Raw genomic sequence first — 24,160 nt, 5'->3', positions numbered from 1 at the left:
GTCAGCGGGCCCAGCGGGCGGGATCGGCCCCGGCCCGGGAACGGGCCCGGCGGGCGCGTTCGGCGACGGACTCGACGATGGCGCGGGACTCGCCCAGCTCCCGGTCGGCGGCGACCACGCGGACCGGGCCGGAGGGGGCGTCGACGTGGACGGTGCCCAACCGCAGCAGGCGCCGCAGAGGACCGGAGGTGAGGCGGACGCTCTGAGTCCGGGCGTGCGCGATGACGGTGGTGCGGCGGCACAGCAGACCGCGGCGGGCGACGAAGACGACCTCGTCGGTGCCCGCGGCGGCGAAGCGGTCCAGGGACAGGCCCCGGCCGGAGGCGGGCAGCAGCGGCACGGCGTCGACGTCGGCGCCGGGGAAGATGTGCGTCACCAGGGCGACGGCCACCTCGCGGGGGGCCACCGGCAGCAGCACCGTGGACTGGGCCTGACGCTCCCCGGCGTATCCCGCGACGGTGGCGTCCACCCGCGCCCAGCGCCGCTGCCGCCACAACAGCGGTTCGACGATCGCGACCGCCTGGACGCGGCCCGGCGGCACGGTCTGCATGCGGGTCTCCAGCAGCCCGTACCGCAGGCGCAGGCCGTCGGGCGAGATCGCCACGGTGAACCGGCCGTACACGATCGCCGGGGCGATCACCGCGCTGATCAGGCCCAGCAGCGCGGGGACGGCGCCGCCGAGCACCCCCGGCTCCAGATAGGTGAAGCCGACCATCAGCAGCAGGCCCAGCAGCAGGGCCGTGCCGATCACCGGCATCCGGCTGCTCAGCGCCGCCACCAGGACCCCCAGCGGCACCCGCCAGAACCGCTGCTCGGGGGCCTCCGGGGTGTGGCCGGGCAGTCCGGCGGCGCGGGCCAGCAGCTCGGCGCGGAGCCGCTGCGCCGAGCGGCGGCCCAGATAGCGCAGCACCACGCCGCTCTCGGCGCCGCCGGCCAGCTCCACCCGAAGCTCGGCCAGACCGGTGAGCCGGGTCATCAGCGGACGCACGATGTCGATCGCCTGGATCCGCGACAGCGGGATGAGCCGGCGCCGTTTGCGCAGCACCCCGGTCTCCACCGCCAGGTCGTCGCCGGCGATCCAGAACCGCAGCCCCAGCCAGCCCCAGACGCCCGCCGCCACGGCCGCGATCACCGCCGGGATCGACACCGCCGCGAATCGCCGCACCGCCTCCGGCTCGAAGAAGGCGTACCCGTCCTCCTTCGGCGTGACCAGCAGCGAGAACCCGATCAGCACGAAGTAGACGAGCAGGAACACGAACGCCCGCAGCAGCGCCGTCACCGGGTGCAGCCGGTGCACGCCCTCGTGGAACCGCGGCGGCTCGGGCGGCGTCGGCGCGGGCGGCGGCGGACCCGGCGGCGGCGCGGGCCCGGGCGATCCCGCAGGCGGGCCGTACGGTCCCGGCGGTGGGCCGTACGGTCCGGGCGGCGGCCCGTACGGCGCGCTCACAGCCCCATGCTCCTCGCCTCGCTCTTGTGCGCCAGGCGGTCGCGAAGCCGGGCGGCCTCGGCGGCGGGCAGCCCGGGGATGCGGGCGTCGGTGGCCGCGGCGGCGGTGTGCAGCCGCACGGTCGCGATGCCCATCCACCGCTCCAGCAGCCCCGCCGTCACGTCCACGAACTGCATCCGCCCGTACGGCACCACCACCAGCCGCCGGACGAACACCCCGCCGGTCACCATCAGGTCGTCGTCCCGCTCCAGGTACCCCGCCGAACGGTACGCCAGCTCACCGAAGCCCCAGATCAGCACGCAGCACACCAGCAGCGCCGCGCCCCACACCCCCAGGGCGACCGCCCCGCCGCCCTGGTACGCCCACCAGCCGCCCACGACGGCGATCGGGATCCCGCGCAGCACGGCCGACAGCCGCCAGTGCCAGGGCATCCGCGGCGACACCCGGTGCCACGCCAGCCCGGACGGCGGCGCGAACGCTTCCTCGTCGGCGGGCGCGGGCGCGGGAGCGGGAGCGGGAGCGGGCAAAGGCGCGGGCGGGCCGGCCGGCGGCCCGTAGGGGGGCGGCGCGGACGCCGGCGGACGGCCGGGGCCCCCGGGTGGCGGGGGGCCGGCCGGTGGCTGACCATACGGCGCGTTCATGGTGCTCCAAGTCAACCCGAACCACCCCAACTCCCGCGACTCTTCGTCGCACTCCGGTCATGGGACGATGGTCGGGTGAGCACCCACGAGACCGTACGCACCGTCGGGATCGGCGCCGGGGCCAAGGAACTGGCCACCGAGGACATGATCCTCAACATCGGCCCGCAGCACCCCTCCACGCACGGCGTGCTGCGGCTGCGGCTGACGCTGGACGGGGAGCGCATCTCCAAGGCCGAGCCGATCGTCGGCTACATGCACCGCGGCGCGGAGAAGCTGTTCGAGGTGCGCGACTACCGGCAGATCATCGTGCTGGCCAACCGGCACGACTGGCTGTCGGCGTTCGCCAACGAGCTCGGCGTGGTGCTGGCCGTGGAGCGGATGCTCGGGATGGAGGCGCCCCCGCGCGCGGTGTGGGTCCGCACCCTGCTGGCCGAGCTGAACAGGGTGCTCAACCACCTGATGTTCCTGGGGTCGTATCCGCTGGAGGTCGGGGCGCTCACCCCGATCTTCTACTCGTTCCGGGAACGCGAGCAGCTGCAGCGGGTGATGGAGGAGGTCTCCGGGGGCCGCATCCACTACATGTTCAACCGGGTCGGCGGGCTGAAGGAGGAGCTGCCGGCCGGGTGGACGGGACGGGCCCGCGCGGCCGTCGCCCAGGTCCGCGCCCGGATGAGCGAGATCGCCGACCTGATCATGGACAATGAGATCTTCCGCGCCCGCACCCGGGGCGTGGGGGTGCTGACCCGCGAGCAGATCCTCCAGTACGGGGTGTCCGGCCCGATCGCCCGCGCCTCGGGGGTGGACTTCGACCTGCGGCGGGATGAGCCGTATCTGGCCTACGGGGAGCTGGACGTCAAGGTGGTCACCCGCACCGAGGGCGACTGCCTGGCCCGGTTCGAATGCCTGCTGGACCAGGTGTACGCCTCGCTGGACCTGGCCGACGCGTGCCTGGACCGGCTGGCCGAGCTGCCGCCGGGCCCGATCAACCAGCGGCTGCCCAAGGTGCTCAAGGTCCCCGAGGGCCACACCTACGTGTGGACGGAGAACCCGCTCGGCATCAACGGCTACTACCTGGTCTCGCGCGGCGAGAAGACCCCGTGGCGGATGAAGCTGCGGTCGGCGTCGTACAACAACATCCAGGTGCTGAGCGAGATGCTGCCGGGCACCCTGGTCTCCGACATGATCGCCATCCTGGGGTCGATGTTCTTCGTGGTCGGCGACATCGACAAGTGACGGCACGGGCGGCGACGTCGGTGCATCGACCGGCCGACCGGCCCGGCGGCACGGACCCCGGCCCGGTCCGCCGGCCGGGTCAGGCCCGTGAGGCGCCCTGGTCGCGGTCCTCGTCCTCGGGCCCCTTGGGCACCCGGCAGGCGTACTCCAGCCAGATCGCGGCGCCGATCAGCAGCAGCGACGCGACGAACGTGCCCGCCCCGACGAGGAAGTCCTGCCGCGGCACCGCCTTGTCCAGTTCCGGCGCCAGATACACCAGGAACCCGGCGAAGATCCCGGCGAGCACCGCCCCGGCGATCACGCTCGCCTTGGCCAGCACCACCATCCGCGCCACCACCAGCGGCTCCACCGGCCGGGTGCCCGGCCGGCGCCGGATCCGCCGCCACAGGTTGTAGGCGGTGAACGCCTCGCCGAGCCCGAGCAGCAGCAGCGTCGGCGCCATCGTCCACGGCAGCTTGGGCAGTGCGCCGTAGGTCCCGTGCAGGAACGCCCAGGTGACCATGGCGAGCGCGACCGCCAGGGCCGTGGGCAGCGCCGGTCGGGTGGGCTTCACGCGGGCTCTTGGAGGGTCAGGTCGTCCCGGCGCCGCACCGCGTCCGGGCCGACGGCGCGCAACGCCTTCGCGGCCAGGTCGGCCACCCTGCCGTGTCCGGGCAGCAGCACGTCCGGCTCCAGATCCGCCCAGGGGACGAGCACGAACGCCCGCTCGTGGGCGCGGGGATGCGGCAGGACCAGGTCCGGCTCGTTCACGGTCACGTTGCCGAACATCACGATGTCGATGTCCAGGGTGCGCGGGCCCCAGCGGACCTCGCGGACCCGCTGCATCGAGTTCTCGATGTTCAACACCCGCTCCAGCAGCGTTCTGGGGGCCAGCCGGGTGTCGGCCACCACGATCACGTTCAGGAAGTCGTCCTGCTCGGGGATGTCGCCGTCCGGCCCGCCGTAGGGGGCGGTCTCGTACACCGGCGACAGCGCCACGAACGTCAGGCCGGGGGCGTCGAACAGGGCGTCGATCGCCTCTTGCAGGTTCTCCAGCCGATCGCCGAGGTTGCTGCCCAGCGACAGCACCACGCGCTGCTGAACGACCATGTGGCCGCCGGTCGCGGTCAGGTCCGGTCGGGTCATCGGCGACTCCTTGAGATCTTGACGGCCACGTCGGCGAACGGATGCGGCACCGGGGCAGCCGGCTTGTGCACCGTGACGTCGACCTGCCGCACGATCGGATCCTCCAGGCAGACCTGTGCCAGCCGCTCGGCCAGCGTCTCGATCAGGTCGACCGGCTCGCCCTGCACCACGGCGACCAGCCGGTCGGCCAACGCTCCATAGTCGACCGTACGCGACAGGTCGTCGGTCCGCGCGGCGGGCCGGGTGTCCAGGCCCAGCGACACGTCGACGACGAACTCCTGCCCCAGCTCCCGCTCGGCGGGCAGGACCCCGTGCCGGCCGCGCGCCCGCAGCCCGGTCAGCTCGATGCGATCCAGCTCGACGCCCTCGCTCACGCGCGCTCTCCGCTCACTCCTCGTCCCCCTCCGCCTGGTCGAGCACCGGCGAACCGTGGTGGTGCAGCAGCCGCCACCGCCCCTCCACCCGCAGGAACAGGTTGGTGGCGACGATGCTGCCGCCGGCCAGCGACGCGAACTCCCCGGCGGTGTCGTCCATCGTGATGATGTTCTCCGAGCAGGTCACCAGCGCGTGGTCGCCGAACACCTGGGTGTGCACGTCGGTCAGCACGAACTGGATGTAGGGGGTGTTGGCCATGATCAGCGCCCAGGACCGCAGCACCTCGTCCCGGCCCCTGATCAGCGGCCAGCCCGGATGCACGCAGCCCACCTTGTCGGCGTACGGGCCGCCCGCCCACACCGCCGACATCCGGTCCAGGTCCCCGGCCTCGAACGCGGCGTAGAACTCGGCGTTGACCTCCTCGACCGCGGCCAGGTCGGAACGCGTCATGTCCGTCCCTCCTGTTCCGCTCGGATCGCGGCGGCCACCCGGACCGCGTCGGCGTTGGGCCGCACCCGGTGCACCCGCACGCCCCAGGCGCCCGCCGCCGCCGCCAGCGCGCTGATCGCCACCGTGGCGTCGTCGCAGTCGACGAACGGCCGCGGATGCCCGTCCGGGCCCGCCAGCAGCCTGCCGATGAACCGCTTGCGGGACGCCCCGACCAGGATCGGCAGATCGGTCGACAGCTCGCCGAGCCGGGCCAGCAGCGTCCAGTTGTGGTGCGGGCGTTTGGCGAACCCCAGCCCCGGATCCAGCACGATCATCCGCGGGTCCACGCCCTGGGCGACCACGGCGTCCACCCGGGCGCGCAGCTCGTCGCGGACCTCCCGCACCACGTCCTGGTATTCGGCCCGGCGGTACATGTCGCTGCTGTGCCCGCGCCAGTGCATGACCACGTACGGCACGCGCGCATCCGCCACGATCCGGGCCATGTCCGGGTCGGCCAGCCCGCCGCTGACGTCGTTGATCAGCTTCGCGCCGACCTCGACGGCGGCCTCGGCGACCTCGGCGCGCATGGTGTCCACGCTCACCGGGATCCCGTCGGCGGCCAGCGCCTCGATCACCGGGATCACCCGGCGCATCTCCTCCTCCAGCGACACCCGCTGCGCGCCGGGCCGGGTCGACTCCCCGCCCACGTCGATCAGGTCGGCGCCCTCGTGCATGAGGTCGTGCGCGTGGCGGATGGCCTTGTCGGGGTCGAACCACGCCCCGCCGTCGGAGAAGGAGTCCGGGGTCACGTTCACCACGCCCATGACGAGGCAACGCCCTGGAGCGGGCAGCCCGGGAACGGCACTGGTCATGAGGTCACCCTATGTCGTGATCAGGACCCCGCGAGGCGCATCCTCGGCCAGGAGCACCCCATACCCGGCACCCCGGGCGGCACACCCCGCTCCGGACCGGTCAGGACGAACGGCCCAGGATCAAGGACATCGCCTCGGCGCGGGTCTCGGCGTGCTCTCTGAAGTCGCCGCGCACCGCCGAGGTGACGGTGCGGGCGCCGGGCTTGCGCACCCCGCGCATGGTCATGCACAGGTGCTCGGCCTCGATCACCACGATCACGCCGCGCGGCTCCAGGATCCGCATCAGCGCGTCGGCGATCTGGCTGGTCAGCCGCTCCTGCACCTGGGGGCGCCGGGCGTAGACGTCCACCAGCCGGGCCAGCTTGGACAGCCCGGTGATCTGCCCCTTCGCGTTGGGGGTGTAGCCGACGTGCGCCAGCCCGTGGAACGGGACCAGGTGGTGCTCGCAGTTGTGCGTCAGGTGCCCGCCGATCAGGAACGTGGGGTGCGGGTCGCAGGTGAAGCTGTAGACGGTGTAGGGCCTGCTCCCGGTGGCGCGGATCGGCCGCACCTCGAGCACCTTCACCCACTGCGACTCCACCAGCCGGGAGGGGCGTTCGTAGTGGGCGGGGAACCCGTGCTTGCGGAACCAGGCGTCGGCCGTCCACAGCGCCGCCCCGCCGGGGGTCGACGGGGCGAACCGCACGCCGACGAGCTGTCCCAGATCCTCCAGGAACGGAACGTTCCCATCGAGGGCGGAGCCGTGGGGGCGCGCCGACCGCCGGCCGTCCCCGTCGAGACAGCCCTCCAGGAAACCGCCGAACGTCTCCCGGTCCCGCAGCACCACCCGCGGGAAGCGCCGCCGCCCGCGGGCGGCGTCCCCGCCGACGTACTGGCGCACCAGATCCGCCAGATACGAGGAGGCCACCCGCACCCGGTACCCGGAGGCCTCCGGCTCGGCGGAGCCCTCGGGCACGGCCTCGATCGAGGCCTCCAGCCCCATCGACCGCCGGGCCGCCTCGGCGAACTTCTTGGCGTACTCCCGCTCGGTGACGATCAGGCGGACCTCGCCGTCGTCGACGGTGCCGTCCGCGCAGATCGCCCCGATCAGGTACCCGAAGTCGTGGCCGTAGACGATCGTCGGCCGCCGGCGGGCGAGCCTGCGCACGGGCGTCCACTCGATGAACAGGCCGGCGACGTCCCCGGCCTCCCGCCAGCCCTCGGGGGTGGCCACCGGATGGTCGGGCGTGACCGTGAACGATCCCTTCTCGGTGACGACCTCCACCAGCTCCCGCGTCCTGCGGGCGGAGATCTGCGTGACGGTCGTGGTGCGCACCTCGCCCTCGACCAGGGTGTACAGCTCGTCGCCGACGCGCACGTCGGCGGCGCGCCTGCGGCCGCCCACGGCGTTGACGGTCTGCCGGCTCGGCACGCAGGTGGAGTACACCTCGATGTCCTTGACCAGGACCATCTCGTCGTGGTCGGCCTCGAACACCTTGTTCAGGACGTCCTCGGGCCGCTGGCGCAGGCCGGCGAACTGCTCGGCGAAGGCGCGCGCGACCCGGGCGGGGGTCTCCCGCAGGCCGTCGCGGTCGGGATCCTCCCCGATCCCGATCAGGATCTCGCGGACCGCCCGCTCGATGCGCTCGTGGTCGAACCGGGGGAGCCTGCGATCGAGCGATGCGTCCTCGTCGTACGGAAGGGTCAAGATCAGCTCTCGGAGGGTTCGGCGGACTGGTGGTCGGCGCCGCCCTGGCCGTTGCCCTGGGCCAGGTCGGACCCGCCCGGCAGGTCCTGAACGTCCTTGGGACCCATCAGGGCCAGCTCCTTGGGCGTCAGCACCGGGGGACGCTCGGACGGCAGGCGCTTGCCGTAGCCGGTGTAGGAGTTGCGCTTGGGCCGCTTGCGGACCGGCGCGAAGATCTCCAGCACCTGCTCCTTGGAGAGGGTCTCCTTCTCCATCAGCTGGAGCACCAGCTCGTCCAGAACGTCACGGTACTCGACCAGGATCTCCCAGGCCACGTCGTGGGCCGCCTCGATGAGCCGACGGACCTCGTCGTCGATGGCCGAGGCGATCTCCTCGGAGTAGTCGCGCTCGTGGCCGACGTCCCGCCCCAGGAACACCTCGCCCTGGCCGGAGCCGAACTTGCGGGCGCCCAGCCGCTCGCTCATGCCGTACTCGGTGACCATGTTGCGGGCGAGGGTGGTGGCCTTCTCGATGTCGTTGGCCGCGCCGGTGGTCGGCTCGTGGAAGACCAGCTCCTCGGCCGTCCGGCCGCCCAGCAGCATCGCCAGCTGGTCGAGCATCTCCGAACGGGTGGTGAGGAACTTGTCCTCCATCGGCAGCGTCATGGTGTAGCCCAGCGCCCGGCCGCGCGGCAGGATCGTCACCTTGTGCACGGGGTCGGCGTTCGGCAGCGCGTGCGCCACCAGCGCGTGACCGCCCTCGTGATAGGCGATGATCTTCTTCTCCGTCTCCGACATCACCCGGGTCTTGCGCTCCGGACCGGCCATCACCCGGTCGATGGCCTCCTCGAGCGTGTCCATGTCGATGAGCTTGCGGTCGGCCCGGGCGGTCAGCAGCGCCGCCTCGTTGATCACGTTGGCCAGGTCGGCGCCGGTGAAGCCGGGGGTGCGCCGCGCGATCACGTCCAGGTCGACGTCGGGGGCGAACGGCTTGCCGCGGGCGTGCACCTTGAGGATGCCCTTGCGGCCCTCCAGGTCGGGGCGGTCCACCGTGATCTGCCGGTCGAACCGGCCGGGACGCAGCAGCGCCGGGTCCAGGATGTCGGGCCGGTTGGTGGCGGCGATCAGGATCACGCCGCCCTTGACGTCGAACCCGTCCATCTCGACCAGCAGCTGGTTGAGGGTCTGCTCGCGCTCGTCGTGACCGCCGCCCAGGCCCGCGCCGCGGTGCCGGCCGACCGCGTCGATCTCGTCGATGAAGATGATCGACGGGGCGTTGGCCTTGGCCTGCTCGAACAGGTCGCGCACCCGGGAGGCGCCGACGCCGACGAACATCTCCACGAAGTCCGAGCCGGAGATCGAGTAGAACGGCACCCCGGCCTCGCCGGCCACCGCGCGGGCCAGCAGGGTCTTGCCGGTGCCGGGCGGGCCGTACAGCAGCACGCCCTTGGGGATCTTGGCGCCGATGGCCTGGAACTTGGCCGGGTTCTGCAGGAAGTCCTTGATCTCCTCGAGCTCTTCCAGCGCCTCATCGGCGCCGGCCACGTCGGCGAACGTGGTCTTGGGGGTGTCCTTGGTGATCAGCTTGGCCCTGGACTTGCCGAAGTTCATCACCCGGGAGCCGCCGCCCTGCATCTGGTTCATGATGAACAGGAAGATCAGCACCACGATGATGATCGGCAGCAGGCTGAACAGCAGGTTCAGGAAGACGCTCTGCTGAGGGACGTCGACGTTGTACCCGCCGGGGAGCTGTCCCTGGTCGGCCTTCTGCTGGAGCAGCTTCTGCAGCTCCAGACCCTGCCCGCTGACCCAGGAGGCCTTCTTCTTCTCGGCCTGGCGGCCCTTGAGGGTGACCTCGATCCGCTGGTCCTTGTCGATGATCTTCGCGGACTGGACCCGGTTGTCACGGATGTCTGAGATGATCTCCGAGGTGTCGGCATCCCTGTAGCCGTTGCCCGAGCCGGCCCCCCACACCACCAGGGTGACCAGGAGCCCGAGCAGCAGGACCCACAGCAGCGGCCCGCGGAAATAGCGCTTCACGTCCATTTATCCGGCAACCCCTTCGCGAGGTCCCGTCCCTCCTGACCAGCGTCTGCAAGCAACCACCGGACCGGCGGCCCGGCGGAGCGGTCCCTGTGTGTGCGACACCCCGGGCAATGCCCGGAGACATCGACGGTACACCGGCGTGATGCCGCCTGCAGCATGCGCGCTCGGGCGCCCCGTCCGGTTCCGACGACCGTCCAGACATGGAACGTACCGGCGGCCTGCTATGTTCCCTTGTGCTTTGTCCGGCGGCGCCGGATCAGTTCCCGCCGCCATAGACATGCGGCGCCAAAGTGCCGACGAACGGCAGGTTGCGGTACTTCTCGGCGTAGTCCAGGCCATAGCCCACGACGAACTCGTTGGGGATGTCGAAGCCCACGTAGCGCACATCGATCTCGGTCTTGACGGCCTCCGGCTTGCGCAGCAGCGCACAGATCTCCAATGACGCGGGATTGCGCGAGGCCAGATTGCTGACCAGCCAGGACAGGGTCAGGCCCGAGTCGATGATGTCCTCGACGATCAGCACGTGCCGGCCGGTGATGTCGGCGTCCAGGTCCTTGAGGATCCGCACCACGCCCGAGGACTTGGTGCCCGAGCCGTAGGAGGACACCGCCATCCAGTCCATGGAGACCGGCAGGTGCAGCGCCCTGGCCAGGTCCGCCATCACCATGACCGCGCCCTTGAGCACCCCCACCAGCAGCAGGTCGCGCCCCGCGTAGTCGGCGTCGATCTGGGCCGCCAGCTGACGGATCTTGTCCTGCAGCCGGTCCTCGGGGATCAGCACCTTCGCCAGGTCCGCGCCCAGGTCCTTCTCGTCCACTACCCCACCGCACTTCGCATGTTCGGTCACCATTCACGCCGTTCGAACCGCAGCCGGCCCCGCGTGCGGAACGCGCGCACCCCGCCGGGCAGATCGACGTGACGTTGTCCGCGCCATCTGGTGATCAGCCGATCCAGTTCGTCGACGTGTACGGCCGCGAGGGTACCTGCTGGGCTGCCCGCCGAGACCGCCGCCCTCCGCAGGACCCGGGTGCGCACCGCCCTCGGCAGCCCCTCCAGGGCCGCGACCTGCAGCTCTCCGTCGCGGGCCGCCTCGGCGTGGGCGCGCTCGGCCAGCGCGTCCAGCGCCTCGGCGTCGTCCCGCAGCAGCCTCGCGGTGCGGGCGAGGGCCTGGGGGACCCCGGGTCCCAGGGCCTCCTCGAGCGCGGGGAGGACCCGGTGCCTGACCCGGACCCGGGTGTAGGCGGGGTCCCGGTTGTGGGGGTCCTCCCACGGCTGCAGGCCCAAGGCCGTGCACGCCTTGCGGGTGGTCGTGCGGTCCAGGTCGAGCAGCGGCCGGATGTAACGGACATCACCCCGCCGGAAGACGGGCGGCATCCCGGCAAGGGAGCGGGCGCCCGACCCCCGCGCCAGCCCCAGCAGCACGGTCTCGGCCTGGTCGTCGAGGGTGTGGCCCAGCAGCACCGCCGCCCCCAGCCGCCGGGCCGCCCCGTCGAGGGCGGCGTACCGGGCCCGGCGGGCGGCGTTCTCGGGGCCGCCGTCGCCGTCCACGGTGACCGCCACCGACTCCGCCGGGTCCAGGCCGAGCTCGCGCATGGTCCGCACGACGCGCTCGGCCACCCGGGCGGAGCCCTCCTGCAGGCCGTGGTCGACGGTCACCCCGCCCGCGGCCCGGCCCGCGCGCGGCGCCTCGAACGCCGTCGCCGCGGCCAGCGCCAGCGAGTCGGCCCCGCCGCTGCACGCCACCAGCAGCGGCGTCCCCTCGGGCAGGTCGGCGATCGCCCGCCGCACCGCGCGCCGCACCGCGGCCACCGCCGGATCAGGCCCCATGCGCCCACCTCACGGGCGCCAGGGTACGGCGGTTCAGCCCTGTCCGGCCTCCGGGGCGGGACCGGCCTCCCCCGCCTCCAGGGAACGGGCGCCGAGCACCCGGGCGATCCACGCGGAGGGGTCCTTGATCTCCGCGTGGGTCGGGAGGGTCTCCGGGGACGTCCACACCTTGTTGAAGCCCTCCATGCCGACCTCGGCGACGGTGCGCCGCACGAACCGGGAGCCCTCGGCGTACTGCCGCATCTTCAGGTCGATGCCGAGCAGCCGGCGGATGGCCTTCTCCAGCCGGGAGCCGCCCTCCCGGCGGCTCTGGAAGCGCGCCCGGATCTCCTTGACCGAGGGGACCACCTCCGGGCCGACCGCGTCCATCACATAGTCGCCGTGCCCCTCCACCAGGGTCATCACGGCGGTGAGGCGGTCGAGGACGGCGCGCTGCCGGGGGGACTGGATCGCGTCGATCAGCCCGCCGCGGGGGTTGTCGGGATCCTCGTCGCCGCGGATGGCGTCGATGACGGCCTCCGCGGTCTGCCGCAGCCTCTCCAGCACCGCCACCGGGTCCACGTCGGACGCCAGCAGGAACTCGGTCATCTGCTCCTGCACGTACGACCGCAGCCACGGCACCCCGGTGAACTGGGCGCGGTGGGTCTCCTCGTGCAGGCACACCCACAGCCGGAAGTCGCGGGTGTCGACCCCCAGCTCCTGCTCCACGTGCACGATGTTGGGGGCGACCAGGGTCAGCCGTCCGGTGGGGGCCTCCCCGGACGGATCCGGGGGCAGGAACAGCTCGTACTGGCCGAGCACCCGGCTGGCCATGTACGCCAGGATCGCCCCGACCTGCATGCCGGTGACCCGGGACCCGACCGCGGCGATGAACGAGCCGCCCGGGCCGCCGAATCCGCCCTGCCGTTCGGCCAGCCGTTCCATGAGCGGCTCCAGGACGACCCGGAAGCCGTCGACGTTGGCCCGGATCCAGCCGGGCCGGTCCACGACCGTCGCCTGGGTCGCCTCAGAGCCCACCGCCTCGATGCCGGTGAAGTCCCGGACGTGGCCCTCGGCGACCTTGGCCAGCCGGCGCAGCTCGTCCACGACTTCGAAGGCCTCCTCGGGGGTGACCTGTGGACCCGGGCGCACCAGCCTGGTTCCGGTCTGGACGGCGACGTTCCAGTCGATCATCTGGGCGCTCATATACCCCACCGTAGTTTCCGACCCGACGCTGCAGCGCCCTTGCGCACAGTCCAACGAACGGACGTTCCAGTTATCTCCCGTACGCCCGGATCCACACCAGACGCGGGGATGCGCCGGGCCGGAGGCGGCCCCCGCAGCGGCCCGGCGGGGCCGGCGGGTCAGCAGCACTCGGCGACGGCGGCGGCCAGCCGGTCCAGCCGGCGCGACTGCACCGACCTCTTGCCGTCGCCGAGCATGAACGCGAACGCCAGCAGCCGCCCGCGCGCGTCCTGGACGACGCCGGCCAGGGTGCTGACGCCCGACAGCGTGCCGGTCTTGGCCCGCACGTTCCCGGCCCCCGCCGCGGTCTCGCCGGTGTAGCGGGAGGCCAGGGTGCCGGTGAACCCGGCCACGGGCATGCCGGTGAGGGCGGGGCGCAGCTCGGGGTGGGCGTCGGAGGCGGCGAGGGACACCAGGCGGGCGAGCGCCAGCGGGGTGATGCGGTTGCGGGTGGACAGGCCGCTGCCGTCGTAGACCTCCACGCCCTGGGCGGCGCCGAGCCTGCCCAGCTCGTCCATGACGGCCCGGGCGCCGCCGTCGAACGAGGCGGGCCGTCTCCCGGCCAGGGCGACCTGGCGGAACAGCGCCTCGGCCACGTCGTTGTCGGAGACCGTCATCAGGTGCTCCACCAGGGCCGAGACCGGCGGGGAGTGCACCGCGCCCAGCGCGGGGGCGCCGCGGGGGGCGACGGTGCGGCGTCCCTCCTCGGCGTCGATCCCGGCCTTCTCCAGCAGGCGCGCGAACTTCTCGGCCGCGTCCGCGGCCGGATCCTCCACCCGGCCCCCGTCCTCGGTGCGGCCGGAGTCCACGGTCAGCGCGCTCAGCGGGGCCACCTCCCCGTCGGGCAGATAGTTGCGCTTCCATCCGGGGGCGGTGCCGGGACCGGTGTAGAGAGAGGCGTCGTAGTCCACGCGCACCCGCCGCACGCCGGCCTTCGTCAGGGCGGCGGCGGTCTGGCGGGCCAGATCCTCCAGCGAGGCGTAGCGGGGATAGGCCCCGTCGGCGGGCGGGCGCGCGGTCACCGTGGGGTCGCCGCCGCCCACCAGGACGACGGAGTCGTCGCCGCCCCGCACGACCGTGGTGGCGATCCGGTGATCGGGGCCCAGCGCCGACAGGGCCGCGATCGAGGTGACGAGCTTGGTGGTGGAGGCGGGGATGGCGGTGCGCTGCGCGTCCCGGTCGAACAGCACCCGGCCGGTGTCGACGTCCACCACCGCCGCGCCGATCCCCGGCTCGTCGTCCTCCTCGACCAGGTCCTCGAGCTCGGCGGCGAGGGCGCTCGCGCTGGGCGGGCGGGTCAGATCGCCCAGCGGGGGCGGCGGTGGGGCGGCAGGCAGCAGCGGACGCCGGGCCACCGACGGGGGCTGGGGGGCGTCCTGCCGCGACGGTGTGAGGTTCGCCACTGCGCTCGCCGCCGTGATCGCGAAGGCCTGAAGCAGGGAAAGGGTGATGAGCGCCGCGGCCCGATCACGCCTGGACACCCTGGCCACCCCCCGTCTCGCCACCCCGGTACACGAGGACGTGCGACATCCTTGTATAAGGGAACACCTATGAGCGGAGGCACGGCGGCCCCCGCTCACCCCCTGACACTAATCACTGCGACCGCGCGGGGAGCGGAGGAGACCTTGGATTTCGACGTCACCATTGAGATTCCGAAGGGCCAGCGGAACAAGTACGAGATGGACCACGAGACCGGTCGGATCCGCCTGGACCGGATGCTGTTCACCTCGACGCAGTATCCCGCCGACTATGGGTTCATCGAGGACACTCTCGGCGAGGACGGCGACCCGCTGGACGCGCTGGTCCTGCTGCAGGAGCCCACGTTCCCCGGTTGTTTGATCCGCTGCCGCGCGGTCGGCATGTTCCGCATGACCGATGAGGCGGGCGGCGACGACAAGGTGTTGTGCGTGCCGCTGACCGATCCCCGGCTGGAGCACATCCGCGACATCCACCACGTGCCGGAGTTCGAGCGGCTGGAGATCCAGCACTTCTTCGAGGTTTACAAGGATCTGGAGCCCGGCAAGTCCGTCGAGGGCGCCAGCTGGGTGGGGCGCGTGGAGGCCGAGGCCGAGATCGAACGGTCCCGCAAGCGCTTCATCGAGGCCCACGCGTCCGCCGATTCGGCCGAATCCGCCGAGTGAGCAGACCCGGCCCGGCCAGGCCGGGGCGTTGGTCTCCCCCGTCCGTCCCCGTCCGTCCCGCCGGTCAGCCGGCGGGACGGGTGGCGCCGATCAGCCCGCGCCGCCATATCGAGGAGATGCGCACCCGGGCGCCCGTGTAGGGGGCCTCCACCATCTGCCCCCGGGCGAGGTAGATGCCGACGTGGTGAATGGTGTCGGGGTCGGCGGTGTCGCGTGCGAAGAACACCAGGTCCCCGGGGCGGAGCTGATCGAGGGGGATGTGCGGCCCGGAGGTCCATTGCGTGCCCGTCCAGTGGTCCAGCCGCACCCCGACCTTGGCCCAGGCGTACAACGCCAGCCCTGAGCAGTCGAACCCCTTGATGTGCGCCCCGTGCGCGATGCCGTAGCTGGGGCCCTTCGCGTTCCCCCCGCCCCACGAGTAGGGGGTGCCGAGCCAGCGCAGGGCGGCCCTCGCCACCGTGATCCCCCGGTGGGAGCCCCGGACGTACCCCGGCAGGCCCCGGCCGGTCCCCTGGGATGAGGGGGCCGCCCTGCGGTGCGGCGCGGACCCCTGCGCCGGGGCGGACTCGCGCGCCCGGGCGGCCTCCTCCGCACGGGCGGCGGCGAGCAGCCGTTCGGCGCGCTCCCTGCGGGCCCGCAGCTCGGCGACGACCGCCCGCTGGCGGGCGACGGCCTGTTCGGCGGCCCGCTTGGCCTCCCGGGCGCGGCGGGTGGCCTCCTGCTGGGCGCGCAGGGCGGCGGTGGCCCTGGCCTGGAAGATCTGGGCGACGTTGCGCGCGGCCTCGACCTTCTGCACGGCCCCCGCACGGTGCCGGTTCATCATCTCCAGAAATGCCGCGCGCTCCATCGCCTGCTGGGGGCCGCCCCGGCCGGCGACCACGGCCGTCCACGGCGTCCCCCCGGTCCGCGCCCGGTAGGCGGAGGCCGCGTACGCGGCGAGCTCGGCCTGAGCCTCCCGGTAGCGGCGCTGCGCGTCGGCGAGCCGCTGCCGGGCGAGGCGGTGCTCCTCCCTCGCCCGGTGCAGCTTCACCACCTCGCCGTGGTACCGCTCCACGGCCGTCTCGGCCCGGACGGAGAGCTCCTCCAGCCTCCCGTCGGCGATGGCCAGCCGCGCCTTGGCCCGTCCCAGCCGCTCGGCCGCGTCCCGTTCCGGCACCGGCTCTGCGAGGGCGGCGCTCGAGACGGTCACGGCCGTGCACACCAGCACCGCGGTCCCGGCCAGCAGCCCGGCTCCTTTGGAATGCCCCACTGCCCCCACTCCTCGGCCTCTGCCGTCGCATGAGCCTCAGTGACCTCACCGGTCTCAGCGGGTTCGTACCCGGGCCTGCTCCACGGCCGTCCAAGCAAGGGTCTAGACACACTCACCCGGGCGTACATATCTGCACCGGCTCATCTAGGAAACGGTCGAGTCCCCGGGCGGCGACCGGGCCTCCGGCGCCCGCGTCAGGAGGGCGATCGCCTCGGGACGGGGCCGGAGGCCGGCGGCGGGCTCGGCTGCCGGGGCCCGGGCTCGGGCGCGGTCGAGGACGGCGGCGGGGACGGCGGCGAGGAGGCGGGCGGGGCGGTGGGCCGCCCCTGGCCGGGGCGGTCCGGCGAGGCGGTGGGCGCGGTGCCGGTCGGCCGATGCGGCGCGGGCCGTGTCGGAGGGTCCGGGCGGGTGGGCCGCGGGGTGGGGCGGGGCGCAGGCGCCGGGTGGGCTGGGATCGTGCGCCAGGTGACGACGACCTGGACGCCGCCGGGGTGGAAGGTGACGGTCTGCTGGCCGTGGTCGCCCGGGCGGCGGTCCACCCGCAGCCGCAGCACGATGCGCTGCCCGGCGGCCAGCGCGCCCGAGGTGCGGCTGAGCCGTATCCGGGAGGGGGTGCGGGCCCGCCAGCGGACCGGCCCTTCGTGTGCGAGCAGCTCGATGGTCCCCTCGCACCCCCCGCCCAGGTCGAGGTGGCGCGGAGCCACCGTGAGCGCTCCGCGGGCGGGGCGGCCGGGGAGGTTCGACGCGCCGGCGTGCCACGTCCCGGGCCGGGAGGGCGTGCGCGGCGGGACGGGGTGCGCGGTGGGCGGAGCGGAGGAGCCCACCGCCCCGAGGGGCCAGGTGGGCGAGGAGGCCGTGCCGTCATCGGCCGGGGGGCGTTCCGGGGCGCCCGCGGCGGGGGGCGCGTCCGCAGGGGCGGCGCCCGTCGCGCCGCTCCCCCCGCCCCGTCCCAGCCAGACCACGGCGGTCGTCGCGAGCACGAGGGCGGCCGTTCCCGCGGTCACCGCGACGATGCCCCATCCGGAGCCCTCGCGTGCGGCGTGGGGGAGGTCCGGGCGGGCCGGGCCCGGGGACGGGTGCGGCTGCCGGGGGAACCCGTCGGGGCGGAAGGCGATGTCGGTGCGGGGCCGGTCGGCGGGGTCGCGCAGGCGGCTCAGCACGCGTTCCCGCAGGGAGGGCGGCAGCAGGGGGTCGGGCAGCAGCGCGTACACCTTGCCGGGGGCCACGCTGTGCGGGATGCGGGCGCCGCAGGCGGCGCAGCCGCGGGCGTGCTCCAGCAGCCGCCGCCGCAGTGCGGCCGGCAGCACCCGCCCCTCTCGCCCGCGCAGCAGGGCGGCGAGCCGGGCGCAGCCGCGGCCCTCCTGCAGGGCCAACAGTTCGGCGCTCAGGGCCTCCGTCAGATCGGTGTGCGCCCGGGTGAGGGCGAGCCTGATCTGGTGGTGCGGAAGGTCCACGACCGCGGCCAGCTCCGGAATGTCGAGCCGGTGCCTGATCTTCAGCTCGAGGACGTCCCGGCTCATCGGGGGCATTCCCCGGATCGCCCGCCATGCCGCCAGGCGCTGCGCCGACTCCTCTGGCTGCGGAAGATCCTGCGTTTCGCGCCGAAGGCATTCCAGCCGGGTCAGCGCATAAAGCCAGGGACCGAGTCTGCCCGGATCGGCCAGCTCGTGGATGTGCGCCCCGGCCGCGGCGAACGCGTCGATCAGCGCGGCCCGGGCCGCCTCGTCGGGCAGCCGGAACCGGCAGTAGCGGTACAGCCGTTCGGCATAGGCGTCGTACAGCGCGGCCGGGCCCACGGGGTCCCCCGACCGCAGGGCGCCGACCAGGGCATGGTCGTTCATGCCCCCGAAGGTAAGGGCTGCAATCGCCTTTCACACGGAAATCGAACGAATCGCAATGGGCGTTTCCCGACGATCATCCAAAGGGCGGCGCATGCGATCTTCCACCGATCCGGCCGACCGGAACACATGACCGAATCCCCGTCGAGCGGATCCGCCGGGTCCGCCATGGAGGACATGCCGACAATTCATTCCAGAATGATTATCTGCGCGCCCTGACGCGCCTTTTCACAAGGATGTCCGCCATGGGAGGGAGAATCCGTTCTGCGGCCAGTGCGATGGCCGCCACCTCGGCGCCGGTGAACACCTCGGGGCGTTCGGCGATGAAATACGGCAGCCGGGCGGCCCGCTGGAAGTCCACCCCGCGATGCCGCAGCCCGTCCCGGCGCATCCGCACCCCGTGCACGGCCACCACGGGCCGCACCGGGACCGTGTAACGCATCTCGTCGCTCAGCAGCTCGCCCACGATGCGGGCGATCCGCCGAGCCGTCGCCGGCAGCGCGGCCACCGGTTCGGCCCCGGCCCACAGCCGGCGCTCGTCCGACCACAGCCGGGTGCCGAGCCGCCATCGCCGGTTGATGACGGCGTACACCCCGGTCCGCCCGATGACCAGGTGATCCACGTTGGTGGTGGCGCCGCCGGGCAGCGCCAGGTCGTGCAGCACCCGGTAGCCCCTGCCCAGCCGCGCCAGCTTCCGCCCGGTGCGCCGTTCGGCCAGCGCCCCGCGCCGCCAGCTGGAGGCGGGGCCGGGCCGATGCCGGTCATAGAGCAGGTGCGCGACGAACACCGTCCCGCCCGCCGCCAGGCCGGCCCGCCATTCGGCGACCCCCAGCCCGATCACGGCGACGGCTCCGGCCAGCGCCAACCGGACCATGATCCGCTCCCGCCGGTACTCCGCGGCGATCGCCTGGTAACGCGCCCAGGCGGAGGCCCCGGCGCGCGAGGCTTCGCCGCCTCCTGCCCTGCCTCCCGGCACCCTTCAGCCTCCTCCGTTGCTACCGGTCAGCGTGGTGTCCCCGGCGGTGGTCCGGCAAGGATCCCGCCGGACGGCCGCACCATAAGTTGACACTGTCATCATGACAGTGTCACTATCGATGGCATGGAGCCCACCTGGACGATCTCCGAGCTGGCCGCGGCGGCCGCCGCGGTGCTCGACGACGCCCCGGTCCAGGTCAACGGCCGCGTCCGCGACCTGCCCAACGAACGTCTCATCCGCTGGTACACCACCATCGGCTTGCTCGATCCCCCCTCCGGCCGCCGCGGCCGCACCGCCCTCTACGGCGAACGTCACCTGCTGCAACTGGTCGCCATCAAGCGGCGTCAGGCCGCCGGCCGCACCATCGCCCAAATCCAAGCCGAACTCCTGGGCGCCACCAACACCACTCTCCGCGCCATCGCCGGGATCCCCGACGTCTCCGCCCTCACCACGGCGGGGCGGAACGGCGCGCCGTCGGCTCCCGACGCCGCGCCGACCGGACCGGCGGGCGAACCGACGACCGGACCGGCGGCCGGATCGCGCCGCCGACGCGCCGCCGGCGGTCCCGGCGCCGCGGACGCCGCCCCGACGGAGCGGCGGGCGGCGCGCACCGGGCGCCGGCAGACGTCGCCCCCGCCCTCATCCGCCCCCGACGCCGGTCGCGCCCCCGGCGCGCCGACGGAACACGACGACGCGCCCGTCACGGACACGGCACCCGGCCGCCCCGCCGCGGACGACACGGCGGAGGACCCCCGGCGGCCGGAACCGACACGGCGACGGTTCTGGGCCCGCGGCGTCCCCGCTGAGGATCCTCCCGCACACCCGCCGTCGTCCGCGACGGACTTGGCGCCGATCCACGGAGTCCGGCTCGCCCCCGGCGTCCGCCTGATCCTCGACGCCGCCGCTCTCACCCTCGAGGACGTGCAGGCCATCGGGGAGGCCGCCGAGCCGCTGCTGGCCGAGCTGCGCCGCCGCGGGCTCACCCACGACAGCCCATCGCCCGACGCCCCCGCTCCCCCCAGCGACCTCACCGGGAGGCATCCATGAGCACGCCCATCCTGCCGCTGCCCGACGCGACGCCCTCGGTGCCCGACGCCGGTCTGGGCGCCCTCTCCACCGAGCGGGGGAACCTCCCGCTGGACAGCGTGGACGTCCGCGCCGACATCAACGGCCTGGTCGCCGGCGTCGAGATCACCCAGGGTTTCCGCAACCCCTTCGACGTGCCGGTGGAGGCCGTCTACGTCTTCCCGCTGCCCGACCGCGCCGCCGTCACCCGCATGCGGATGGAGGCCGCCGACCGGGTGGTGGAGGGAACGCTCAAAGAGCGCGAAGAGGCCCGGGCCGACTACGACGCGGCCCTGGCCGCCGGGCGGCGCGCCGCGATCGCCGAAGAGGACCGGCCCGACGTCTTCACCATGCGGGTCGGCAACATCCTGCCCGGCGAGCGGGTGACCGTGCGGCTCACCCTGCACCAGCCGCTGCCGTACGAGGACGACGCCGCCACCTTCCGGTTCCCCCTGGTGACGGCCCCCCGCTACATCCCCGGCGCCCCCCTGCCCGTCGAGCAGGCCGGCGACGGCGTCGCCCCCGACACCGACCTGGTGCCCGACGCCTCCCGCATCAGCCCGCCCGTCCTGCTGCCCGGGTTCCCCAGCCCAGTACGGCTGTCGCTGTCGGTCGGCATCGACCCGGGGGGCCTGTCGCTGGAGGAGATCCGCTCCAGCCTCCACGCGGTCGCCCAGGAGAGCGACGACGACGGCCGCACCACCGTGCGGCTGCACCCCGGCGAGCGGCTCGACCGCGACTTCATCCTGCGGCTGAGGTACGCGCACGCCGACGACACGGCCGCGGCGCTGACACTGTCGCCCGACGACCCCGACGACCCCGAAGGGCCCGGCACGTTCACGCTCACCGTGCTCCCTCCGGCCGGGCAGGCGCCGCCCCGCCCGCGCGACGTGGTGCTCGTGCTGGACCACTCCGGCAGCATGGCCGGCTGGAGCATGGTGGCGGCCCGCCGGGCGGCCGCCCGCATTGTGGACACCCTCACCGACCGGGACCGGTTCGCGGTCATCGCCTTCGATCACACCATGGCCGCCCCGCCCGAGCTGGGGACCGAGCTGGCGCAGGCCACCGACCGCAACAGGTTCCGCGCCGTGGAGTTCCTGGCCGGCCTCGAGGCCGAGGGGGGCACCGAGATGCTGCCCCCGCTCCAGAAGGCCACCGCCCTGCTCGGCGGCGGCGAGGACTCCGACCGCGACCGGGTCCTGGTGCTCATCACCGACGGCCAGGTCGGCAACGAGGACCACATCCTCGCCCGGATCGACGCCTCCCTGGCCGGCCTGCGCGTCCACGCGGTGGGCATCGACCAGGCCGTCAACGCCGGCTTCCTGGGGCGGCTCGCCCTGGCCGGTCGCGGCCGGCTGGAGCTGGTGGAGTCCGAGGACCGCCTGGACGAGGCGATGGAGCACATCCACCACCGCATCGGCGCCCCGCTGCTCACCGGCGTCTCCCTGGAGTGGGCCGGCGTGGACGTCGACCCGGACTCGATCACCCCCCGCCGGCTGGGCGCGCTGTTCCCCGGCGTCCCCCTCACCGTCTCGGGCCGCTACCGCGGCGCGCCCGCCGACGCCCGCGTCACCGTCCGCGCCGTCACGGCCGACGGCACCGCCTGGCGGCGGGACGCCGCCGCCACCGTCGCCCGCTCCGCCGTCCTCGCCCCGATCTGGGCCCGAGCCCATCTGCGCGACCTGGAGGACCGCTACGCCGTCGCCGGCCTGCCCGACCTGGAGCGCCGCATCGTCGAGACCTCGTTGCGCTTCAACGTCCTGTGCCGCTTCACCGCCTTCGTGGCCGTCGACAGCCGCCAGGTCGCCGAGGGCGGGCCAACCCACCGCGTCATCCAGCCGGTGGAGCGGCCCGCGGGCTGGGAGCAGACCGCGACCTGGGACCTGCCTCCCATGGAGAAGCCCCGGGCGCGCCGGCGGGCGGCCCGGCCTCGGACGGCCCCCGCCGCCCCGCCGCCTCCGCAGAGCGCGCCTCCGCCTCCTTACAGCCCGCAGAGCGCGCCTCCTCCGCCCCCGCCGGGCGGCGCGCCCACTCCGCCCCCGCCGGGAAGCACGTCCGCTCCGCCGCCCGTTCCTCCCGTCCACGGCGGTCAGCAGCCGTTCTTCCGCCGCATCGGAGGTTTCGCGGGAGGCCCCGCCGCACCCGGCGGAGGCGCGATCCCCGACCGGGACGAAGTGCGTCGGCTGATCGGCCGGGAGCTCGAGCACCTGACCGCCGCCGCCGACGCTTCCGCCCCGGAACGCTGGCGGCACCTGTCCGACCTGCGCACCCGCCTGCGCGGCCTGGTCGACACGGCCCGCCTCGCCGGCCTCCCCGCCGAGCCCCTCCTCACCCTGGTGCAGGCCCTGGAGGTCACCGACGACCCCGCCCAGCAGTCCCGCCTGGAGGAGCTGTGGGCGCTGACCGTCCAGACCCTCACCTCGTACCTGGAGGACGCGCCCGCACAGCCCGCCAAGCGCCGTCCGTTCTGGAAGCGGCCCTCCTGAGCCGTTCGGGCCGGCACCGGGCCGAACGCGAAGCCGGCATGGGCGTCCGCGGCCCGCACGCGCGTGCGGGCCGCGGACGCCCGGGGGTCCTCCCGCCGCCTAGTCCTGGGAGTCCACGGCCGCCGGAGAGGGCGCCTCCCCGGCGGCGGGCGTTCCCGCCATGTGCAGCGCTCCGCCGCCGACGACCCGGAACCCCTGCAGCCCGTTCGGGCGCCACAGTTCGACGACGGCGCCGTTGGGGATGACGCACGCGCCGTGGAAGCGGCGGAAGGCGCGCATCGCCGCGGCGTCGGGATCGACGACCCCGGTGAGCACCGACCAGATCACGGCCTTCATGAAGATGCCGTGCGTGAACACCGCGATCAGGCCCTCTTCGGGGCGTTCGGCGAGCCGATCCAGGAAGGCGCGGACGCGCGCGATGAGCGCTGTGAAGGACTCGCCGTTCCCGCCGTTGACATAGGCGGGGTCGGAACGTTCCCAGTAGGCCTCGACATGGGGCAGCCGCTGCGCCGCCGTGGTCCGCCTCCCGTGCAGCATGCCCAGGTAGGTGAACTCCTCGACGGGCCATTCCTCATACGGCACCTCGGGGAAGCGCGCCGCGGTCGCCTCCGCGGTCTGCCGCGCGCGGACGAACGGCGAGCTGACGATCAGCGCCGGCGGCGCGGTGAAGGCCGCGGCCACCTGCGCCGCCTGCTCCCGCCCGAGCTCCGTGAGCGGGGCCGCCCCCGGTCCGTCCGTCGGCAGCCCGGCGTTCGACTCGCTCTCCCCATGCCTGATCAGCCACACTCGCCGCTCGGTCGCCATGGCCCCAGGCTGGCACAAGACCCGACCGCGAAGGGCTCTCGAGAGGCTCCCGGAAGGCGCCCGCCCCGTCGAGCACGGCCGTCGGCGCAGGCGTCAGCAAAAAAGCCCCGGAGTGAAAAGCCCTTGCGGCGGCACTGCGGCCTCGACCGCCTGATCGTTTCGGACCTCGGTCGATCGTCTTTCGGCCGTCTGTCCGGTCGTCGGAGGGCGGTGATCGTCTTGTCGTCGCGTGTTCGCCGGGCCGATCGAGTGGTGCAGGAGGGCTGGGGCGGTGTGTCCGGCCGGTCACGGCCTGATGGTCTTCGTCGGTTTTCGCTGCCGTGAGGGGTGGGCTTGGGAGAGCCTTGCAGGCATGGACGGCGCCGGGCATCGGCGACCGCTCATGTTCCCGCTGCCGACGACGACGGTGCCATCGCCGTCCTCGTCGTGGCACCTGGCGGTGCGACCGGTGCCGAGCGTGGTGGCGGTCGTCACGACGAAGGCCGCGGCTCGTTCGTCAGTGAGAGGCCGAACCACGGCGCGCCCGCAGGGCACGTCGGGACGCCGTCATAGCGGAGGAGACTGCACGACGGGAGGCACTGGTGACACATCGTGAGGCGGCGGTGGCCGACGAGAGCCCGACGGAGTTGCTGCGGCCGGACCGAGGCGTGGTGCCGTTCCTGGGACGGGCACATGAGCTGAGGCTGCTGCGGGAGTGGTGTGAGGACGGGTCGGCGT

General features: G+C 73.7%; 20 protein-coding genes and 2 pseudogenes. 4 read left to right on the top strand and 18 right to left on the bottom strand.

The genetic code is table 11. The annotated features are described in order from the left end of the window. Position 1: 1 nt before the first annotated feature. Both EIO00_RS19320 and EIO00_RS19315 read right to left on the bottom strand, forming a co-directional pair. Complete coding sequence (locus EIO00_RS19320) at positions 2 to 1,447, bottom strand: PH domain-containing protein (protein WP_140180976.1); 1,446 nt, start codon at positions 1,445 to 1,447, stop codon at positions 2 to 4. Beyond that, positions 1,444 to 1,878 (bottom strand): PH domain-containing protein, encoded by a 435-nt coding sequence (locus EIO00_RS19315; RefSeq protein WP_241661467.1) that lies wholly within the window; start codon positions 1,876 to 1,878, stop codon positions 1,444 to 1,446. The genes EIO00_RS19320 and EIO00_RS19315 overlap by 4 nt, the downstream gene beginning before the upstream one ends. A 285-nt stretch (positions 1,879 to 2,163) precedes the next feature. On the opposite strand from EIO00_RS19315, the gene EIO00_RS19310 reads away from it, so the two are divergent. Beyond that, the gene (locus tag EIO00_RS19310) at positions 2,164 to 3,321 is read left to right on the top strand and encodes an NADH-quinone oxidoreductase subunit D (protein WP_140180972.1); all 1,158 of its coding nucleotides are present in this window, start codon (positions 2,164 to 2,166) and stop codon (positions 3,319 to 3,321) included. A 79-nt stretch (positions 3,322 to 3,400) separates the two neighbouring features. On the opposite strand, the gene EIO00_RS19305 is transcribed toward EIO00_RS19310, so the two are convergent. The 12 genes and pseudogenes from EIO00_RS19305 to dacB all read right to left on the bottom strand — a co-directional run bounded on the left by EIO00_RS19305 (position 3,401) and on the right by dacB (position 14,365). Then, positions 3,401 to 3,874 (bottom strand): DUF3180 domain-containing protein, encoded by a 474-nt coding sequence (locus EIO00_RS19305; RefSeq protein ID WP_140180970.1) that lies wholly within the window; start codon positions 3,872 to 3,874, stop codon positions 3,401 to 3,403. After that, positions 3,871 to 4,446 (bottom strand): 2-amino-4-hydroxy-6-hydroxymethyldihydropteridine diphosphokinase, encoded by a 576-nt coding sequence (folK, locus tag EIO00_RS19300; RefSeq protein ID WP_140180968.1) that lies wholly within the window; start codon positions 4,444 to 4,446, stop codon positions 3,871 to 3,873. The genes EIO00_RS19305 and folK overlap by 4 nt, the downstream gene beginning before the upstream one ends. Beyond that, a complete protein-coding gene (gene folB, locus EIO00_RS19295; RefSeq protein WP_206664193.1) occupies positions 4,443 to 4,820 on the bottom strand; it encodes a dihydroneopterin aldolase in 378 nt (125 codons plus the stop codon). The genes folK and folB overlap by 4 nt, the downstream gene beginning before the upstream one ends. 13 nt (positions 4,821 to 4,833) lie before the next feature. Further along, positions 4,834 to 5,271 (bottom strand): nuclear transport factor 2 family protein, encoded by a 438-nt coding sequence (locus EIO00_RS19290; RefSeq protein WP_140180966.1) that lies wholly within the window; start codon positions 5,269 to 5,271, stop codon positions 4,834 to 4,836. Further along, on the bottom strand, positions 5,268 to 6,122 hold the full coding sequence (gene folP, locus EIO00_RS19285) for a dihydropteroate synthase (RefSeq protein WP_479681613.1): 855 nt from the start codon (positions 6,120 to 6,122) through the stop codon (positions 5,268 to 5,270). The genes EIO00_RS19290 and folP overlap by 4 nt, the downstream gene beginning before the upstream one ends. Before the next feature lie 100 nt (positions 6,123 to 6,222). After that, positions 6,223 to 6,582 (bottom strand): annotated as a pseudogene (gene folE, locus EIO00_RS19280) (GTP cyclohydrolase I); the annotation flags it as partial. A gap of 951 nt (positions 6,583 to 7,533) precedes the next feature. Beyond that, positions 7,534 to 7,815 (bottom strand): annotated as a pseudogene (locus EIO00_RS19275) (GTP cyclohydrolase I); the annotation flags it as partial. Then, a complete protein-coding gene (ftsH, locus tag EIO00_RS19270; protein WP_140180964.1) occupies positions 7,812 to 9,833 on the bottom strand; it encodes an ATP-dependent zinc metalloprotease FtsH in 2,022 nt (673 codons plus the stop codon). The gene ftsH and the pseudogene EIO00_RS19275, both read right to left, overlap by 4 nt. A 256-nt stretch (positions 9,834 to 10,089) precedes the next feature. Next, a complete protein-coding gene (gene hpt, locus EIO00_RS19265; RefSeq protein WP_140180962.1) occupies positions 10,090 to 10,650 on the bottom strand; it encodes a hypoxanthine phosphoribosyltransferase in 561 nt (186 codons plus the stop codon). Between the two features lie 26 nt (positions 10,651 to 10,676). Beyond that, a complete protein-coding gene (gene tilS / locus EIO00_RS19260; RefSeq protein ID WP_140180960.1) occupies positions 10,677 to 11,660 on the bottom strand; it encodes a tRNA lysidine(34) synthetase TilS in 984 nt (327 codons plus the stop codon). 33 nt (positions 11,661 to 11,693) lie between these two features. Further along, a complete protein-coding gene (locus EIO00_RS19255; protein WP_140181036.1) occupies positions 11,694 to 12,833 on the bottom strand; it encodes a zinc-dependent metalloprotease in 1,140 nt (379 codons plus the stop codon). Positions 12,834 to 13,003: 170 nt separating this feature from the next. Beyond that, the gene (gene dacB, locus EIO00_RS19250) at positions 13,004 to 14,365 is read right to left on the bottom strand and encodes a D-alanyl-D-alanine carboxypeptidase/D-alanyl-D-alanine endopeptidase (RefSeq protein WP_140180958.1); all 1,362 of its coding nucleotides are present in this window, start codon (positions 14,363 to 14,365) and stop codon (positions 13,004 to 13,006) included. A 144-nt stretch (positions 14,366 to 14,509) separates the two neighbouring features. On the opposite strand from dacB, the gene EIO00_RS19245 reads away from it, so the two are divergent. Continuing rightward, positions 14,510 to 15,025 carry an inorganic diphosphatase gene (locus tag EIO00_RS19245; protein WP_140180956.1) on the top strand — a complete coding sequence of 172 codons (516 nt, stop codon included), beginning with the start codon at positions 14,510 to 14,512 and terminating at the stop codon, positions 15,023 to 15,025. Positions 15,026 to 15,089: 64 nt separating this feature from the next. On the opposite strand, the gene EIO00_RS19240 is transcribed toward EIO00_RS19245, so the two are convergent. The 3 genes from EIO00_RS19240 to EIO00_RS19230 all read right to left on the bottom strand — a co-directional run bounded on the left by EIO00_RS19240 (position 15,090) and on the right by EIO00_RS19230 (position 19,088). Further along, a complete protein-coding gene (locus EIO00_RS19240) occupies positions 15,090 to 16,274 on the bottom strand; it encodes an NlpC/P60 family protein (RefSeq protein ID WP_241661466.1) in 1,185 nt (394 codons plus the stop codon). A 194-nt stretch (positions 16,275 to 16,468) separates the two neighbouring features. After that, positions 16,469 to 18,115, bottom strand: a complete 1,647-nt coding sequence (locus EIO00_RS19235) for an RNA polymerase sigma factor (protein ID WP_140180954.1) — start codon at positions 18,113 to 18,115, stop codon at positions 16,469 to 16,471. 199 nt (positions 18,116 to 18,314) lie between these two features. Further along, positions 18,315 to 19,088 carry a nuclease-related domain-containing protein gene (locus tag EIO00_RS19230; protein WP_140180952.1) on the bottom strand — a complete coding sequence of 258 codons (774 nt, stop codon included), beginning with the start codon at positions 19,086 to 19,088 and terminating at the stop codon, positions 18,315 to 18,317. A 123-nt stretch (positions 19,089 to 19,211) separates the two neighbouring features. Between EIO00_RS19230 and EIO00_RS25385 the strand changes: the two genes are divergently transcribed. Continuing rightward, positions 19,212 to 20,135, top strand: coding sequence for a MerR family transcriptional regulator (locus tag EIO00_RS25385; RefSeq protein ID WP_241661465.1), 924 nt, complete (start codon positions 19,212 to 19,214; stop codon positions 20,133 to 20,135). After that, positions 20,132 to 22,639, top strand: a complete 2,508-nt coding sequence (locus EIO00_RS19220) for a VIT domain-containing protein (RefSeq protein WP_140180950.1) — start codon at positions 20,132 to 20,134, stop codon at positions 22,637 to 22,639. The genes EIO00_RS25385 and EIO00_RS19220 overlap by 4 nt, the downstream gene beginning before the upstream one ends. 99 nt (positions 22,640 to 22,738) lie before the next feature. On the opposite strand, the gene EIO00_RS19215 is transcribed toward EIO00_RS19220, so the two are convergent. Beyond that, complete coding sequence (locus EIO00_RS19215) at positions 22,739 to 23,443, bottom strand: histidine phosphatase family protein (RefSeq protein WP_140180948.1); 705 nt, start codon at positions 23,441 to 23,443, stop codon at positions 22,739 to 22,741. Between the last annotated feature and the right edge of the window lie 717 nt (positions 23,444 to 24,160).

The sequence above is a fragment of the Thermomonospora catenispora genome (assembly GCF_006363815.1).
GTDB classification, from domain to species: Bacteria; Actinomycetota; Actinomycetes; order Streptosporangiales; family Streptosporangiaceae; genus Thermomonospora; species Thermomonospora catenispora.
This window is presented reverse-complemented; position numbering and strand designations above follow the sequence as displayed.

Excerpts from the sequence above, each read along its gene's own strand:
- EIO00_RS19220 (WP_140180950.1), top strand. The coding sequence starts at position 20,132 with ATGAGCACGCCCATCCTGCCGCTGCCCGACGCGACGCCCTCGGTGCCC.
- EIO00_RS25385 (WP_241661465.1), top strand. The coding sequence starts at position 19,212 with ATGGAGCCCACCTGGACGATCTCCGAGCTGGCCGCGGCGGCCGCCGCG.
- EIO00_RS19215 (WP_140180948.1), bottom strand. The coding sequence starts at position 23,443 with ATGGCGACCGAGCGGCGAGTGTGGCTGATCAGGCATGGGGAGAGCGAG.
- EIO00_RS19235 (WP_140180954.1), bottom strand. The coding sequence starts at position 18,115 with ATGAACGACCATGCCCTGGTCGGCGCCCTGCGGTCGGGGGACCCCGTG.
- EIO00_RS19290 (WP_140180966.1), bottom strand. The coding sequence starts at position 5,271 with ATGACGCGTTCCGACCTGGCCGCGGTCGAGGAGGTCAACGCCGAGTTC.
- tilS (WP_140180960.1), bottom strand. The coding sequence starts at position 11,660 with ATGGGGCCTGATCCGGCGGTGGCCGCGGTGCGGCGCGCGGTGCGGCGG.
- folK (WP_140180968.1), bottom strand. The coding sequence starts at position 4,446 with ATGACCCGACCGGACCTGACCGCGACCGGCGGCCACATGGTCGTTCAG.
- EIO00_RS19315 (WP_241661467.1), bottom strand. The coding sequence starts at position 1,878 with ATGCCCTGGCACTGGCGGCTGTCGGCCGTGCTGCGCGGGATCCCGATC.
- ftsH (WP_140180964.1), bottom strand. The coding sequence starts at position 9,833 with ATGGACGTGAAGCGCTATTTCCGCGGGCCGCTGCTGTGGGTCCTGCTG.
- EIO00_RS19255 (WP_140181036.1), bottom strand. The coding sequence starts at position 12,833 with ATGATCGACTGGAACGTCGCCGTCCAGACCGGAACCAGGCTGGTGCGC.
- folP (WP_479681613.1), bottom strand. The coding sequence starts at position 6,122 with ATGACCAGTGCCGTTCCCGGGCTGCCCGCTCCAGGGCGTTGCCTCGTC.